The 14367-nt window shown below is 62.4% G+C and carries 14 protein-coding genes and 1 pseudogene; 8 read left to right on the forward strand and 7 right to left on the reverse strand.

The annotated features are described in order from the left end of the window. The first annotated feature begins 350 nt into the window (after positions 1 to 350). From VMP31_RS01090 to VMP31_RS01105, 4 genes are all read left to right on the forward strand, one after another. Positions 351 to 1874: a fumarate hydratase gene (locus tag VMP31_RS01090; RefSeq protein ID WP_325503203.1), complete on the forward strand. Its 1524-nt coding sequence runs from the start codon at positions 351 to 353 to the stop codon at positions 1872 to 1874. A 254-nt stretch (positions 1875 to 2128) separates the two neighbouring features. Continuing rightward, positions 2129 to 2707, forward strand: coding sequence for a TetR/AcrR family transcriptional regulator (locus VMP31_RS01095; RefSeq protein ID WP_325503205.1), 579 nt, complete (start codon positions 2129 to 2131; stop codon positions 2705 to 2707). Positions 2708 to 2728: 21 nt separating this feature from the next. Further along, positions 2729 to 3028 carry a hypothetical protein gene (locus VMP31_RS01100; protein ID WP_325503207.1) on the forward strand — a complete coding sequence of 100 codons (300 nt, stop codon included), beginning with the start codon at positions 2729 to 2731 and terminating at the stop codon, positions 3026 to 3028. Between the two features lie 3 nt (positions 3029 to 3031). Next, complete coding sequence (locus VMP31_RS01105; RefSeq protein ID WP_325503209.1) at positions 3032 to 3637, forward strand: DNA-3-methyladenine glycosylase I; 606 nt, start codon at positions 3032 to 3034, stop codon at positions 3635 to 3637. Between the two features lie 177 nt (positions 3638 to 3814). Here VMP31_RS01105 and VMP31_RS01110 read toward each other — a convergent pair whose 3' ends face one another. Together VMP31_RS01110 and VMP31_RS01115 are read right to left on the reverse strand one after the other, a co-directional pair. Next, positions 3815 to 4507, reverse strand: coding sequence for a response regulator (locus VMP31_RS01110; RefSeq protein WP_325503211.1), 693 nt, complete (start codon positions 4505 to 4507; stop codon positions 3815 to 3817). After that, on the reverse strand, positions 4504 to 7158 hold the full coding sequence (locus tag VMP31_RS01115) for a sensor histidine kinase KdpD (protein WP_325503212.1): 2655 nt from the start codon (positions 7156 to 7158) through the stop codon (positions 4504 to 4506). Before VMP31_RS01115 ends, VMP31_RS01110 begins: the two co-directional genes overlap by 4 nt. 337 nt (positions 7159 to 7495) lie before the next feature. Here VMP31_RS01115 and VMP31_RS01120 point away from each other — a divergent pair, with 337 nt between their 5' ends. Both VMP31_RS01120 and VMP31_RS01125 read left to right on the forward strand, forming a co-directional pair. Then, a complete protein-coding gene (locus tag VMP31_RS01120; RefSeq protein ID WP_325503214.1) occupies positions 7496 to 8824 on the forward strand; it encodes a TrkH family potassium uptake protein in 1329 nt (442 codons plus the stop codon). After that, a complete protein-coding gene (locus VMP31_RS01125; RefSeq protein ID WP_325503216.1) occupies positions 8814 to 9509 on the forward strand; it encodes a TrkA family potassium uptake protein in 696 nt (231 codons plus the stop codon). Before VMP31_RS01120 ends, VMP31_RS01125 begins: the two co-directional genes overlap by 11 nt. A 45-nt stretch (positions 9510 to 9554) precedes the next feature. On the opposite strand, the gene VMP31_RS01130 is transcribed toward VMP31_RS01125, so the two are convergent. Continuing rightward, positions 9555 to 9896 (reverse strand): FKBP-type peptidyl-prolyl cis-trans isomerase, encoded by a 342-nt coding sequence (locus VMP31_RS01130; RefSeq protein ID WP_325503218.1) that lies wholly within the window; start codon positions 9894 to 9896, stop codon positions 9555 to 9557. Between the two features lie 48 nt (positions 9897 to 9944). Continuing rightward, positions 9945 to 10457, reverse strand: a complete 513-nt coding sequence (locus tag VMP31_RS01135; protein WP_325503220.1) for a MarR family transcriptional regulator — start codon at positions 10455 to 10457, stop codon at positions 9945 to 9947. Between the two features lie 82 nt (positions 10458 to 10539). Between VMP31_RS01135 and VMP31_RS01140 the strand changes: the two genes are divergently transcribed. Both VMP31_RS01140 and VMP31_RS01145 read left to right on the forward strand, forming a co-directional pair. Continuing rightward, entirely contained in the window at positions 10540 to 11478 is a 939-nt protein-coding gene (locus VMP31_RS01140) for a DMT family transporter (protein WP_325503222.1), read from the forward strand. A gap of 20 nt (positions 11479 to 11498) precedes the next feature. Beyond that, positions 11499 to 12511, forward strand: a pseudogene (locus VMP31_RS01145) (DUF4917 family protein). Here VMP31_RS01145 and VMP31_RS01150 read toward each other — a convergent pair. The 3 genes from VMP31_RS01150 to VMP31_RS01160 all read right to left on the reverse strand — a co-directional run bounded on the left by VMP31_RS01150 (position 12508) and on the right by VMP31_RS01160 (position 14215). Beyond that, positions 12508 to 12810 (reverse strand): ribbon-helix-helix domain-containing protein, encoded by a 303-nt coding sequence (locus VMP31_RS01150; protein WP_325503224.1) that lies wholly within the window; start codon positions 12808 to 12810, stop codon positions 12508 to 12510. The pseudogene VMP31_RS01145 and the gene VMP31_RS01150 sit on opposite strands and share 4 nt — an antisense overlap. A gap of 113 nt (positions 12811 to 12923) precedes the next feature. After that, on the reverse strand, positions 12924 to 13505 hold the full coding sequence (locus tag VMP31_RS01155; RefSeq protein WP_325503226.1) for a DJ-1/PfpI family protein: 582 nt from the start codon (positions 13503 to 13505) through the stop codon (positions 12924 to 12926). Between the two features lie 296 nt (positions 13506 to 13801). Next, positions 13802 to 14215, reverse strand: a complete 414-nt coding sequence (locus VMP31_RS01160; RefSeq protein ID WP_325503228.1) for a hypothetical protein — start codon at positions 14213 to 14215, stop codon at positions 13802 to 13804. Positions 14216 to 14367 lie beyond the last annotated feature (152 nt).

The following is a 14367-nucleotide window of genomic DNA, read 5'->3' on the forward strand; positions in this document are numbered from 1 at the left end:
TCTACCCGCGTGCTCAGGGAATGCCTAGGCTCTATTGACGCAAGGTTGCAAAGGCCCGATGTAGACCCTGCAGGCCCCGTCGCTTCTGGCTCGACGCGCAGCGCCAGTGGGCGATCAGCGACCAAGGTCGGGGCCTGGCGGCTGTCCGCATCGGCTGACGCACGTTATACTGCCGCGCCTTTTTTAAGCTCGCTGTTTTACTTTAAGAGCACTTTAAGAGCACCTTGAGAGCACTTTAAGTGCATCTCCAGAGCGCCTTGAAAGCACCTTGAAAACCAGCGCTAGGCCATGACCCAGCGCCGCGCAAAGTCCCTGCCCTACTCCTCCCCCTACAAAAAGGAGCGCCCAGCATGACCGTGATCAAGCAAGACGACCTGATCCAGAGCGTCGCCGACGCCCTGCAGTTCATCTCCTATTACCATCCCGTGGATTTTATCCAGGCCATGCATGAGGCCTACCTGCGCGAAGAATCGCCAGCGGCCAAGGACTCCATGGCGCAGATCCTGATCAACTCGCGCATGTGCGCCACCGGTCATCGGCCGATTTGCCAGGACACCGGCATCGTCACCGTATTTATCCGCGTCGGCATGGACGTGCGCTGGACCGGCGCGACCATGAGCGTCGACGACATGATCAACGAAGGCGTACGCCGCGCCTACAACCTGCCGGAAAACGTCCTGCGTGCCTCGATCCTGGCCGACCCGGCCGGCGCGCGTAAGAACACCAAGGACAACACCCCGGCCGTAATCCACTACTCCATCGTCCCTGGCGATAAGGTGGAAGTGGACGTCGCAGCCAAAGGCGGCGGCTCCGAGAACAAATCGAAGATGGCCATGCTCAACCCGTCCGACTCGATCGTTGACTGGGTACTCAAGACCGTGCCGGAAATGGGCGCTGGCTGGTGTCCACCAGGCATGCTCGGCATCGGCATCGGCGGCACCGCCGAGAAGGCCGCGGTAATGGCCAAGGAAGTGCTGATGGAGCACATCGACATCCACGAACTGCAGGCCCGCGGCCCTTCGAACCGTATCGAAGAACTGCGCCTGGAACTGTTCGAGAAGGTCAACCAGCTGGGCATCGGTGCCCAGGGTCTGGGCGGCCTGACCACCGTGCTCGACGTCAAGATCATGGATTACCCGACCCACGCCGCTTCACTGCCGGTGTGCATGATCCCCAACTGCGCCGCTACCCGTCACGCCCACTTCGTGCTCGACGGCACTGGCCCGGCCGAGCTGGAAGCGCCGGACCTGTCCGCTTACCCGGAAATCGTCTGGGAAGCGGGCCCGAGCGCACGCCGCGTCGATCTCGACACCATCACCCCGGAAGATGTGCAGAGCTGGAAGCCGGGCGAAACCGTGCTGCTCAACGGCAAGATGCTCACCGGCCGCGACGCCGCGCACAAGCGCATGGTCGATATGCTGAACAAAGGTGAAGAGCTGCCGGTGGACCTCAAGGGCCGCTTTATCTATTACGTCGGCCCGGTCGATCCGGTGCGCGAAGAAGTGGTAGGCCCAGCCGGCCCGACCACCGCCACGCGGATGGACAAGTTCACCCGGCAGATCCTCGAAAGCACTGGCCTGCTCGGCATGATCGGCAAATCCGAACGCGGCCCGATTGCCATCGAAGCGATCAAGGACAACAAAGCCGTGTACCTGATGGCCGTCGGCGGCGCCGCCTACCTGGTCGCCCAGGCGATCAAGAAGTCGCGCGTAGTGGCCTTCGCCGAACTGGGTATGGAAGCTATCTACGAGTTCGACGTAAAAGACATGCCAGTCACCGTAGCCGTCGACACCAAGGGCGAGTCGGTGCATATCACCGGTCCAGCGATCTGGAACAAAAAGATCCACGACAGCCTGGCGGTCGAAATCAAGTAAGCGCTACACCGTTACCCCGCAAACCCGGCCTTGTGCCGGGTTTGTTGTTTTTAGACATAGTGCAGGCAGCGGGTTTCTTTCGACCCGTTCAACCGTTGGTCACCACCTGACGTCGGCAAAAAGCGGCATGGCTAACCGGCAGATGCTCTTCTCACCTTGACCGATTAGGATGGTCGTCCTACGATTAGGACCACCGATTAGGTCAACCGTCCTAATCCAACGATCAGGGCGATAGGCACACCTGGATGGCTGACATGACTACCCGCGCGTGCATTGTTTCCGAGGCAGACAAACTGTTCTATGAACGGGGCTATGAACACACTTCCTTCGCCGACATCGCCGATGCTGTGGGCATCTCTCGTGGCAACTTTTACTACCACTTCAAGAGCAAGGACGAGATTCTAGATGCCGTCATCGGGAAGCGCATGACGAGCACATCAGAGATGCTTCAGGCATGGGAGGGCCAGAGCAGCTCTCCCTCCGAGCGCATCAAGAGCTTCATCCTTATCGTCATCACGAATCGGGCGCAGATAATCCGCCATGGCTGCCCAGTTGGCACGCTATGTAGCGAGTTGGCAAAGATTGGCCATCCCGCGCAGCCGCAATCCAACCAGCTGTTTGCCCTGTTTCGCACTTGGCTGTGCCAGCAATTCGCTCGGCTCGGGCATGAGGCGGACGCCGATTCGCTAGCGATGCACGTGCTGGCGTTCAGTCAGGGCATTGCATTGCTTGCCCATGCATTTCAAGACGAGCTCTTTGTTGAGCGGGAGGCCGAGCGCATGTGCGCATGGCTTGATGGCATCGCTAACGAGGCAATTACCAAGATCGGATGATCACTTTAGGGAGGGCCGCTTATGTTCATCGTATTCCTAAGATTTTCAGCTGAGCGTGATAAGGCAGGTCAGCTAATACAGGCTCACAAGGATTGGCTAAAACGCGGATTCGACGATGGCATTTTCCTCTTGGCCGGCAGCCTCCAGCCGCAGGCTGGAGGGATGATTCTGGCGAGCGGAATTACGCTAGCCCAGCTTGAGAAGCGGGTCAGTAGCGACCCATTCGTAGCTGAAGATGTAGTGCAAGCAGAAATCGTGGCAGTGACCCCATCGAAGGCGGATATACGCTTGGAGTTCTTGCTGTCGGATATGGGTAGCTGAAGCATGAACAGGACGATCATTGGCTCCGATGGCTTACATCGCTGCCGCTGGTGCGCGGCAGCACCGGAGTTCCTCCAGTATCACGACACGGAATGGGGCTTTCCTGTTGCCGACGACATGCGCCTGTTCGAGAAGATCAGCCTTGAGGCATTCCAGTCGGGCCTCAGCTGGCGCACGATCCTGGCCAAACGCGAAAACTTCCGCGCAGCATTCCATGGCTTCGATTTCCAGCGGGTTTCCCAGTTCGACGACAGCGATGTAGAGCGGCTACTGCAAGATCCCGGCATCGTCCGCCATCGCGGCAAGATTGAGGCTGTTATCAACAATGCGCGCCGCGCCTGTGACCTCGTTGAAGCGGAAGGATCATTAGCCTCGTTCTTTTGGCACCACGAACCTAAGAATGCAGGCTCGATTGAACCACAGAGCGCCTCGTCTTCTGCCGAGTCGGTGGCGCTATCCAAGGAGCTGAAGAGGCGAGGCTGGAAGTTCGTGGGGCCTACGACTGTTTATGCGTTCATGCAGGCCATGGGACTTTTTAACGACCATGCAACCGAATGCGCGATCAGGGTAGAAGCTGAACGTGCGCGGCAATGCTTTAAGAAGCCTTAGGTATAGATTTATCTCCGTAGCGTGAGTGAGCAGTGTAGTGGGACGCCAGCCTTCTTCGAAAGCTGACAGTAGTGAACGGAAGCTATTTGGCCGAGAGCAGCCCTACGACCTAATCATCCCGCGTCAGCACTTCCAGCCGCCCGATCTCGAAGATCAGCTTGAAGCCAGACTCGCCCCTTACAAATCCAGCAATCGATAACCAACCCCGGCCTCGGTGACGATAAATTGCGGAGCGGTGGGGTCATCGCCTAGCTTCTGCCGTAGATGGCCGACCACGACGCGCAGGTAGTGGCTGTCATCGGCATGGCTGGGGCCCCAGATATCCTTGAGCAGTTGCTGCTGGGTCACCACCCGGCCGAGATGGCGGGCGAGCATGGCTAGCACGGCATATTCCTTGGGCGTCAGCGCCACCTCGGTGCCGGCCAGGCTGACCCGCCGGTAGGCGAAGTCGAGCGAAAGCGCCCCGCTGCTCACCACGGCCTCCTGCTGGCTACCGCCAGCGGCCTGGCGCAACAGGGCACGAACCCGGGCGAGAAACTCCTGAATACCAAAAGGCTTGGTGACGTAGTCGTTGGCTCCGCCATCCAGCGCCAGCACCTTCTCGCTCTCGCTGGCGCGTACCGACAGCACCATGACCGGCACCTGTGACCAGGCTCGCAACTCGCGCAATACCGCCTGGCCGTCCATATCCGGCAAGCCCAGATCGAGCACCACCAGATCCGGCTTGCCCAGCGCCGCCTGTGCCAGGCCATCACGACCATTGCCACCCTCAAGCACCCGGTAGCCCTGGGCGCTGAGGCTGATGCGCAGGAACTTGCGGATCTGCGCTTCATCATCGATAACCAGAACGCAGGGCTGCACGCTGCTCATGCCGATTCCTCTTCCATCAGGGGCTGTGGATGCAGCGGTAGATGCAGGGTCAGGCTGGCACCCTGGCCATCCAGGCCCGCGCCGACACTGACCCGCCCGCCGTGCGCGCCCACCATGCCCTGGCAGATCGCCAGGCCCAAACCAGTGCCTTGCCCGCCCCGGTCGCCGCGTGCGGCGGTATAGAACATGTCGAAGATTTTCTTGCGTTCATGCTCGGGAATCCCCGGCCCCTGATCGCTGACGACAAGGCGCAGCTCGGCCTCGTCCGCCTCCACGCCAATGCGTAAACGCCCCTGGGGCGGCGAAAAGCGCGCGGCATTTTCCAGCACATTGACCAGGGCCTGCTCGATCAACGCGGCATGAGCGTAGAGCAACGGCAGCTCGGCCGGCACCTGAATCTCGACCTGCAAAGGTGCCAGCACCGGACGCAGGCGTTGCACCGCGCCGGCGACGATATCCGCCGGGGCCACCCAGTCGCGCTCCAGCTTGAGGCTGCCATGGCCCAGGCGGGTCATGTCCAGCAGGTTCTGGATATAGCGATCCAGGCGCTCAGCCTCATCGCGCGTGCCTTCCAGCAGCTCGCGACGATCCTCCAGGGGGATCTGTTCGCCGAGCGCCAGCAGGCTGTCGATGGAGCCGCGCATGGCGGTCAGGGGCGTACGCAAATCATGGGACACCGAGGCCAGCAGCGCGCTGCGCAATTCCTCGGTCTGGCCGTGCAGGCGCGCGGCCTCCAGGTCGGTGGCCAGTTGCGCCCGCGCCAGGGCCTGGGCCAACGGCTGGCCAAGGGCGGCAATCAGCCGGCGCTGCTCCGGGGCCAGCGCACTGCCATGCCGGGGGCTGACGCCGAGCAGGGCCAGCGGGCCGTCTTCGCCCACCAGGGGCCACCACCACCAGCGCCCGGCGGGCAAGGTGGCGCTGCCCAGGCCCGCGGGTTGTTCATGCTGCCAGGCCCAGTCGGCGGCGGCGCGCTCCTGTTCGGCAAGAGGCCGCTGCAAACCGGCTTCGACTTTCCATTCGCCGTCATGACTGCGACCCAGCAGGCTGATATCCACCTCACGCCAGAGCGCGAACTGCTGCATGGCCGCCGCCAGCACGGCCTGACGGTCGGTGGCGGCGGTGAGCTTGCGCGACAGTTCCAGCAGCGCCGTGGTTTCCGCCTGGGTCTGGCGCAGGGCCTGCAGCTGGCGGCGCTGACGGCTGGCCAGGTTACCCGTGAGCCCGGCCACCAGCAGGAAGAACAGCAGGTTGAGCACATCCTCCTGACGCGCGATGCTCAGGGTCAGGGTTGGTGGGATAAACAGAAAGTTGTAGGCCAGAAAGGACAAGCCGGCGCAGGCCAGTGCCGGGCCCAGGCTGCTGCGCACCGCCACCACCAGCACGGCGGCGAGAAAGATCAGGGAAATATTCGGCAGCTCAAGCACCCGCGACAGGCCCAGCGCGACCCCTCCCGCCAGCAGGGTGGCCAAGGGGGCCAGCAGGTAATCCTGCCAGGCCAGCGGCGGGCGGCTGCGGTGGCGCGCAGGAGCGCGATCGGCTTCGGTGTCGAGGACGCTGATTTCCAGGCCCTGGCCCTGGGCGAGCAAACGCTCGGCCAGGCCGCGGCCAAGCCAGCGCCGACGCACGCGCTGGCGGCTGCGGCCCACCAGAATCAGGCTGGCGCGGCGCTCGCCGGCATGTTCGATCAGGGTGCGCGCCACCGCCTCGCCGCGCAGGTCGACCACTTCGCCACCGAGGCGCTCGGTCAGTTGCTGGGCGGCTTGCAGATAGCCGAGGCTCGTCTCGTCGCGTTTGCCGCCGGTCGCCACATGCACCACGGACCAGGGCAAGTGCCGGCGCTCGGCCACCTGGCAAGCATGCCGCACCAGGCGCTCAGCCTGCCCATCGCCGTCTATCCCGACCAGCAAGCGACCACGCACCGCCGGGGCGGCGCGGCCCTGCAGACGATAGCGCTGATGCAGGTCGGCATCGACCCGAGCGGCGGCAGTCTGCATCGCCAGTTCGCGCAGGGCGGTCAGGTTGGTCTGGCTGAAGAAGGCGTCGATGGCCGCGCGCGCCTGCTCCGGCACCTGGACCTTGCCCTCACGCAGGCGTTCGAGCAGCTCCCGCGGCGGTAGATCGATCAGGAGGATTTCATCGGCTTCCTGCAGTACCCAGTCCGGGACGGTTTCCGCCACCTGCACGCCGGTAATATCGCGCACCCGGTCATTCAGGCTCTCCAGATGCTGCACGTTGACCGTGCTGTAGACGTCGATGCCAGCGGCGAGCAGTTCCTGCACATCCTGCCAGCGTTTGCTGTGGCGGCTGCCGGGGGCGTTGCTGTGGGCCAGCTCGTCAACCAGTACCAGCCTGGGCGGATTGGCCAGGATGCCGTCGAGGTCCATCGCCTCGCTGGCCACACCCCGCTGCTGCGCACGCAACAAGGGTTGCTGCGGCAGGCCGGCGAGCAGGGCCTCGGTTTCGCCACGGCAGTGAGTGGCCACCACCCCGACGCGCAGGTCGACGCCCTGGCGCAGCAGCGCATGCGCCGCCTGCAGCATGGCGTAGGTCTTGCCGACACCGGCGGCGGCTCCGAGGAAGACCTTCAGCCGGCCGCGCCCAGTCCGGGGCAGGTCATCCAGCGGGGCGGCGGGGCGCGGGGCATCACTCATGCAACTGACTCGGTGTTTATCGATGGCGAATTGTCGGCCTGCATACGCCTGAGCGCCAGCAGATTGCAGTACGCAGACATTTTCCCGGAGCCAGGCGTAAAGGTTCGATACGCCTGGCTCGAAGGGGCGTAAAAAAACCGTAAATTTTCACCGTACAACCCGCCCAGCAACAGCGGGCTGGCTTGAATCGGGAGTAGCATCGGCCATCGAAACCAGCCCCCGGCAAGCGCCCGCGGCCCCGACCTAGACGGAAAAACAGCGGCAACAGCGCCAGCCGAACCACCTCGAGAAGCCTCCGCATGCACGCAAGTCCTCGCCCGTTACTGGCGACCGTCAAATGAAAAGCCGCCTTCATCCCGCCCGGGCGGTAGCGCTGGTGTTTCTGGTGGTGATACTGCTCGGCAGCGCCTTGCTGATGCTGCCGATAGCCCACACCGAAGGCAATCCGGTGCCCTGGGTAACCGCCTGGTTTACCGCGGTATCGGCCGTTTGCGTGACCGGGTTGGTAGTGGTGGACACCGGCACCTACTGGTCGCCCTTTGGCCAGGCGGTGATCCTGCTGCTGTTCCAGCTGGGCGGCTTCGGCATGATGACGGTGGCGACCCTGCTCGGCCTGATGGTCAACCGCTCCTTTCGCCTACGCACCAAAATGATCGCCCAGTTCGAGGCGCGCTCACTGGGCCTGGGCGATCTTGCCAGCGTGGCTCGGCTGGTGCTGGTGGTGACCTTTGCCATGGAGTTGCTTATTGCCCTGGTGCTGACCCTCAGGTTGCACCTGAGCTACGACCTGCCCTGGGCTGAAGCGGTGTGGAGCGGCCTGTTCCATGCGGTATCGGCATTTAATAACGCCGGTTTCTCGATTCATCCCGACAGCCTGATGCGCTATGCCAGCGATGCCCTGATCCTGCTGCCGGTGATGACGGCGATTGTCATCGGCGGTATCGGCTTCCCCGTGCTGCATGACCTGCGCAACCGCTTGCGCGATCCTCGCCACTGGTCACTGCATACCAAGCTCACCCTGGCGGGCACGGCCATCCTGCTGCTGGGCGGTTTTTTCAGCCTGCTGCTGTTCGAGTGGTCCAACGCGGCCACCCTCGGCCCCATGCCGCTGGCCGATAAAGTGCTCTCGGCAGCCTTTGCCTCAGTTTCGGCGCGTACCGCCGGGTTCAACTCGCTCGACATCGCTGCCCTGACCCATGAGAGCTGGGCGCTGCACTATTTTCTGATGTTTGTTGGCGGCGGCAGCGCGGGTACCGCAGGCGGCGTCAAGGTCGGCACGGTCGCCATCCTGGCCTTGCTGGTCATCGCCGAGATACGCGGCCACAGTGACAGCGAGGCGTTCGGCCGCCGAGTCGGTGCCTCGGCGCAGCGCCAGGCCATCACCGTGCTGGTGCTGGGCAGCGCGATGATCGTGCTGGGCACCCTGGTGATCCTGCGCGAAACCGACTTCCCCACCGACCAGGTCATCTTCGAAGTTATCTCGGCCTTTGGCACGGTCGGTCTGTCCACCGGCATCACTGCCGATCTTCCCGAATCGAGCCAGCTGATGCTGACGTTGCTGATGTATATCGGCCGAGTCGGCACCATCACCCTTGCGGCATCGCTGGCCCTGGGCGAGCACCGCATGCCCTACCGCTACCCAGAGGAGCATCCAATTGTTGGCTAAGTTTCTGTTTACCGAGCAGTTTGCCTTTTCCAAGGGCGATAGCGTGGTGGTGATCGGCCTCGGCCGCTTCGGCAGCTCCGTGGCCCAATCCCTGATGCGCCTGGGTCACGATGTCATGGGCATCGACCGCGGCGCCGAACCCGTGCATGAATGGGCCGATTTGCTGACTCATGCGGTCCAGGCCGACTCCACCAACCTGATGGTCTTGCGCCAACTGGGCGTTGCCGATTTTGCCCACGCCATCGTGGGTATCGGCACCGACCTGGCCGCCAGCCTGATGACCATCATGACGCTGACCGAACTGGGTATTAAGGATATCTGGGTCAAGGCCCTGACGGCCGAGCATGGGCAGATAGCCCAGCGGATTGGCGCGCACCATGTGGTCTACCCAGAGGCGGATATGGGGGAGCGGGTCGCGCACCTGATTACCGGGCGGATGATGGACTTTATCGAGTTCGATGACGGCTTTGCCATCGCCAAGATCCACGCCCCGCTACCGAGCCACAACAGCACCCTGGCTGACTCCAATATTCGGGAAAAATATGGCGTCACGGTGGTCGGGCTCAAGCGCGCCAACCTGGACTTCCAGCACGCCACGCCCAGCACCCTGATCCTGCCGGGCGACCTGCTGATCGTATCCGGCTCGACCCATCTGATTCAGAAGTTTGCCGGCCGCGCGCACTAGCGCTATTCCCCGCCATCGCCTGGCCCGGGGGCCCGCCCGGCCTGGTCAGTCGTCGCGCGTCAGCACTTCCAGCAACTCGATCTCGAAGATCAGGTTGGAGTTGGGCTTGATATGGGCACCGAACTCGCGGTCGCCATAACCCAGGTGGGCGGGGACGAAGAGTTTGCGCTTGCCGCCGACGCGCATGCCCATCATGCCGATATCCCAACCCTTGATCACCCGACCGGTGCCGATCACGCACTGGAAGGCCTTGCCGCGATCATAGGAGGAGTCGAACTTGCTGCCATCTTCGAGAAATCCGTTGTACTGGGTGGTGATCAGCGCACCTTTGACCACTTCCTTGCCGTCACCCAGCTGAATATCTTCGATCACCAATTCGTTGCTCATCACTCACCTCTTCTTGTCCCCACCGACCTGCGGCGGGGTTGTTGAATATTACTCGGCAGCCGGTTCCAGCACCGCCAGCAGCTCGGATAGCCGCGCCTCCAGTTGCGCCAGCTCGGTGGCGGCAATTGGGGCCAGCAGCCGCGCTTCGTTGGCCACATGCGCGGTTACCGCGCGGTCAATCAGCTCCAGCCCGGCCGGGGTCAGCTGCACCAGCATGCTGCGCGCATCGCTGGGATTGGCTATACGACTGACAAGTCCAGAGGCTTCAAGTTGCTGCAACTGCCGGGTCATGGTGCCGGAGGTGATCATCAGGGTCGAGAACAGGGTAGTCGGAGCCAGGCGGTAAGGCTCGCCGGAGCGGCGCAAAGTGGCCAGCACATCGAACTCCCAGGCCGTCAGGCCAAAGCTGCTGAACAGCTTGTCCAGCTCGCGCCGCAGCAGCGATGCGCAGCGCCCAAGCCGGCCGATCACGCCCATCGGGCTGACATCCAGGTCAGGCCGCTCGCGGTGCCACTGCTGAAGAATTGCATCGACCGCATCCATCTGTCGCTGGACTGCCATTGGCTTACCTCTGGAAATTTATCTTGAACTCAAGACAAGTTGCTATTAGCCTCGCATTTTATCTTGAATGCGAGACAAATGCATGAACAGCTCAGCATCGCGTAGCACCTGGCTGGATGTGCTGATCACCGCGCTGGCACCGGCCATCTGGGGTTCGACCTATATCGTCACCACCGAGATCCTGCCGCCGGACCGGCCCTTTACCGCGGCACTGCTGCGCGCCCTGCCCGCCGGCCTGCTGCTGGTACTGTACAGCCGCTACCTGCCCCGGCGCAGTGAATGGCCGCGCCTGCTGGTGCTGGCGGCGCTGAATATCGGCTTCTTCCAGGCGCTGCTGTTTGTCGCCGCGTACCGTTTGCCGGGCGGCTTGGCGGCGGTGGTCGGGGCGATTCAACCGCTGCTGGTGATGGGCCTGGTGTGGTCGATGGATCGTCAGCGGCCGGCGTCTATTGCGGTCGCCGCCAGCGTGATAGGTATCGCCGGGATGGCCGCCCTGTTGCTCGCGCCGGGTACAAGCTGGGACTCGATAGGGATTGCCGCCGCCTTTGTCGGCACCGCCTGCATGGCCAGCGGCACTTACCTGACGCGGCGCTGGCGACCGACTGTGCCGCTGCTGGCCTTTACCGGCTGGCAGTTGCTGATTGGCGGTCTGTTCCTGCTGCCGGTGGCTTGGCTAATCGACCCACCGTTGCCGCAACTCAGCCTTATGCAGTGGCTGGGTTACACCTACCTGTCACTGTTCGGCGCACTGCTGGCCTATGTGCTGTGGTTTCGCGGTATCGCCCGGCTGGCACCGGTGGCGGTGTCTTCTCTGGGCTTGCTTAGCCCCCTGGTGGCGGTGCTGCTGGGCTGGGCATTGCTGGGGCAGAGCATTACTGGCGTGGCGCTGCTGGGGCTGATTGCGGTGCTGGGCAGCATCCTGGCGGTGCAATGGGCCGCAGCGCAGGCATCGGTAAAAGCACCAGCAGCCAGCCCGGCTAAACCGGAAGTTGCCGCGCCCCATGTTAAAGTCGCGCCCTGATCCCAAGGCGACAACTAGCGATTATGGAACTCCCGGCATTTACTGGCGAACTGGAAGACTGGAGCACCCTGAACAGCAGCATCGGTTTTCCCGAGCTGCTGATCGGCAACGGCGCGAGCCTGGCGGTATGGCGCAAGTTCGCCTACTTCTCGCTGTTCGACGAGGCGCAGACCACTCGTAATCGCCCGCTTAGCGCGACCGAGCTCAGCGTGTTCCGCGCCCTGGACACCAGCAACTTCGAGCAGGTGCTTAGTGCGCTGAAGAACAGCATCCGGGTCAATGCTGCGCTGACCATCAATTCGTCGTCACCACGCCATCGCTACTTCGCCATCAAGGAAGCGCTGATCCACGCCGTGCGCTCAGTGCATATTCCCTGGAGCCAGATGCAGGCTGACAGCCTGGCGCGGATCAATAACGCGCTTAGCCAGTACCAGACGGTGTATTCCGGCAATTACGACCTGCTCACCTACTGGGCCGTTATGCAGGCCCCGAGGCGTTTGAAGATATGTTCCGCGGCGCGGACTCGACCTTTGCACCCGGCGACTGCCAGCGCCATGGCAACGCCACACGCATGCTCTACCTGCACGGCGGCATGCACCTGGTGAAGAACATCGACGGCAGCACGCGCATTCTCAATTCATCGGAAAGCACCCTGCTGGCCAGTTTCGCCATCAACCAGCTCGGCGATATTCCGCTGTTCGTCAACGAAGGCAGCAGCGCGGACAAGCTCAAGGCCATCCGCAGTTCCGACTATCTGTTGTTCTGCTACAGCCAGCTGGCACAGCCCAAGGACAAGCTGTGCATCTTCGGCCACAGCCTCGGCGCGCAGGACCAGCACCTGATCCAGGCCTTGCAACAGGCCGGGCTGAAAACCCTGGCGATATCGATCTACCCGCACAACCCGCTGTTTATTGCGCAGCAGAAACAGCACTACGCCAGCCTGTTCGCCGAACAGGATGTGGAGCTGCGTTTCTTCGATGCGCTAAGCCACCCGCTGGGTGACCCTGCATTGCGCATCGCGGCTACAGCTTAAGACTGGATCGCCCGTACCAAAGCCAGTTCAGCCGGAACACGGCGCTGGCTCAGGTAACGGGTGCAGCTGACGCGCAGAAAAGACGCGAAATTCACCACCTCGCCGCGGTAGTCCATCACCTCGTCATACAGCTTGGTAATCAGCTGATTGGTGGTCATGCCATCGACTTCGGCGATTTCGCGCAGGATGTCCCAGAACTGGTTTTCCAGGCGTAGGGTGGTGACCACGCCACGAATACGCAGCGAGCGGGCGCGGGACTCGTAGAGAATCGGATCGGCTTTGACATACAGCTCGCACATGGCGGCTCCTCGACAACAGGGGCCTGCAAGCAGGCCCTCACATGCGTAGCCCGGATGCAATCCCTTGCAGGCGATCCCCGGATTTCATCCGGGCTACGGGCTTACCCAGACATTTATAGCGTGATCTGCGTACCCAGCAGGCCAAGGAACGCCGCCAGCCAGTTGGGATGCGCCGGCCAGGCCGGAGCGGTGACCAGATTGCCCTGCACATGGGCCTGATCCACGGCGATATCCATATAGCGCCCGCCTGCCAGAGTGACTTCCGGACCACAGGCCGGGTAGGCGCTGCATTCACGGCCCTCAAGCACGCCGGCGGCGGCAAGTAACTGCGCGCCATGGCAGACCGCTGCGATGGGTTTTCCGGCCTTATCGAAGGCCTGCACCAGCGCCAGCACTTGAGCATTCAGGCGCAGGTACTCCGGGGCGCGGCCGCCGGGAATCAACAGGGCGTCGTAATCCTCGGCCTTGACCTGGGCGAAATCGAAGTTAAGGGCAAAGTTATGCCCAGGCTTTTCGCTGTAGGTCTGCTCGCCTTCAAAATCGTGGATGGCGGTGCGTACGCTCTGCCCGGCGGTCTTGTCCGGGCACACCGCGTGCACCTGGTGACCGACCATCAGCAGGGCCTGAAACGGCACCATCACTTCGTAGTCTTCGACGTAGTCGCCGACCAGCATCAGAATCTTCTTCGCTGCCATGTGCCTGCTCCCTTTCTGAATTGAGAAGCACAGAGTGTTGTTCAGATCAGGCAGACGCGGGTAATAACCTGGTACTACAGGGCAAATGACGGATAGACGGTCAGCGGAAAAATGGGCAAAGCGAGTAGGTTGGGTTGAGGAGCAAGGCGACGAAGCCCAACGAGACATGCCACTGCCCGTTGGGCTTCGCTGCGCTCAACACCAACCTACCTGCATGCATCACACATACCAATGCATGCAACACCTAAGGTGTGTACATGCTGGGCTTGATCAAGAAGCCCAGCGCGGTGTCTGGATTACTCCAGCACTTCCTCATCACGCAGCAGTACATAGGTGCAGCCGCTGTCGTCTTCCAGGTAGTCGTGCACGTAGAACATCAGCACTTCACCCTGGCCCGGCTGGGCGGCCACATAGTCACCGATGTCGGCGGTGAAATAGTCTGTCGAGCCTGGCTTGGCTTCGCATTCGATGCGCGCATTGATAAACAGCTCAGGCGCGCTTTCGCCGAAATAGTCCTCGCGCTCCGCCGCATCCCAATCGGCCGGAGCCTCGAACGCGCCGCAGAACAGCACCTTGGCATCACCCAGATCCACTTCCTCGGCTTCCGGGTCCTGTTCATCTGCGCGGTAGACCGTGCAGTCCTGCGCTTCAGGGTTTTCCAGGATGGCCAGACGGGCCGCCAGTTGTTGCTCAGTATCCATAGGGGGCATAACTATCTCCGAGCGTTTTGGCGTTTAAGTGTCTGACAGAAGGCTTGCTACAACAGAGCCTGAGCTTGCCGGGTTTGTTCACCCTTAGCGAGTAAAAATCTAGCCACGGAAACCGTTTGTCACCACACAACCGGACATAGCCCGCGTTTACC

Origin of the sequence: Pseudomonas sp. (assembly GCF_035512415.1) — a bacterium.
Taxonomy (GTDB): domain Bacteria; phylum Pseudomonadota; class Gammaproteobacteria; order Pseudomonadales; family Pseudomonadaceae; genus Aquipseudomonas.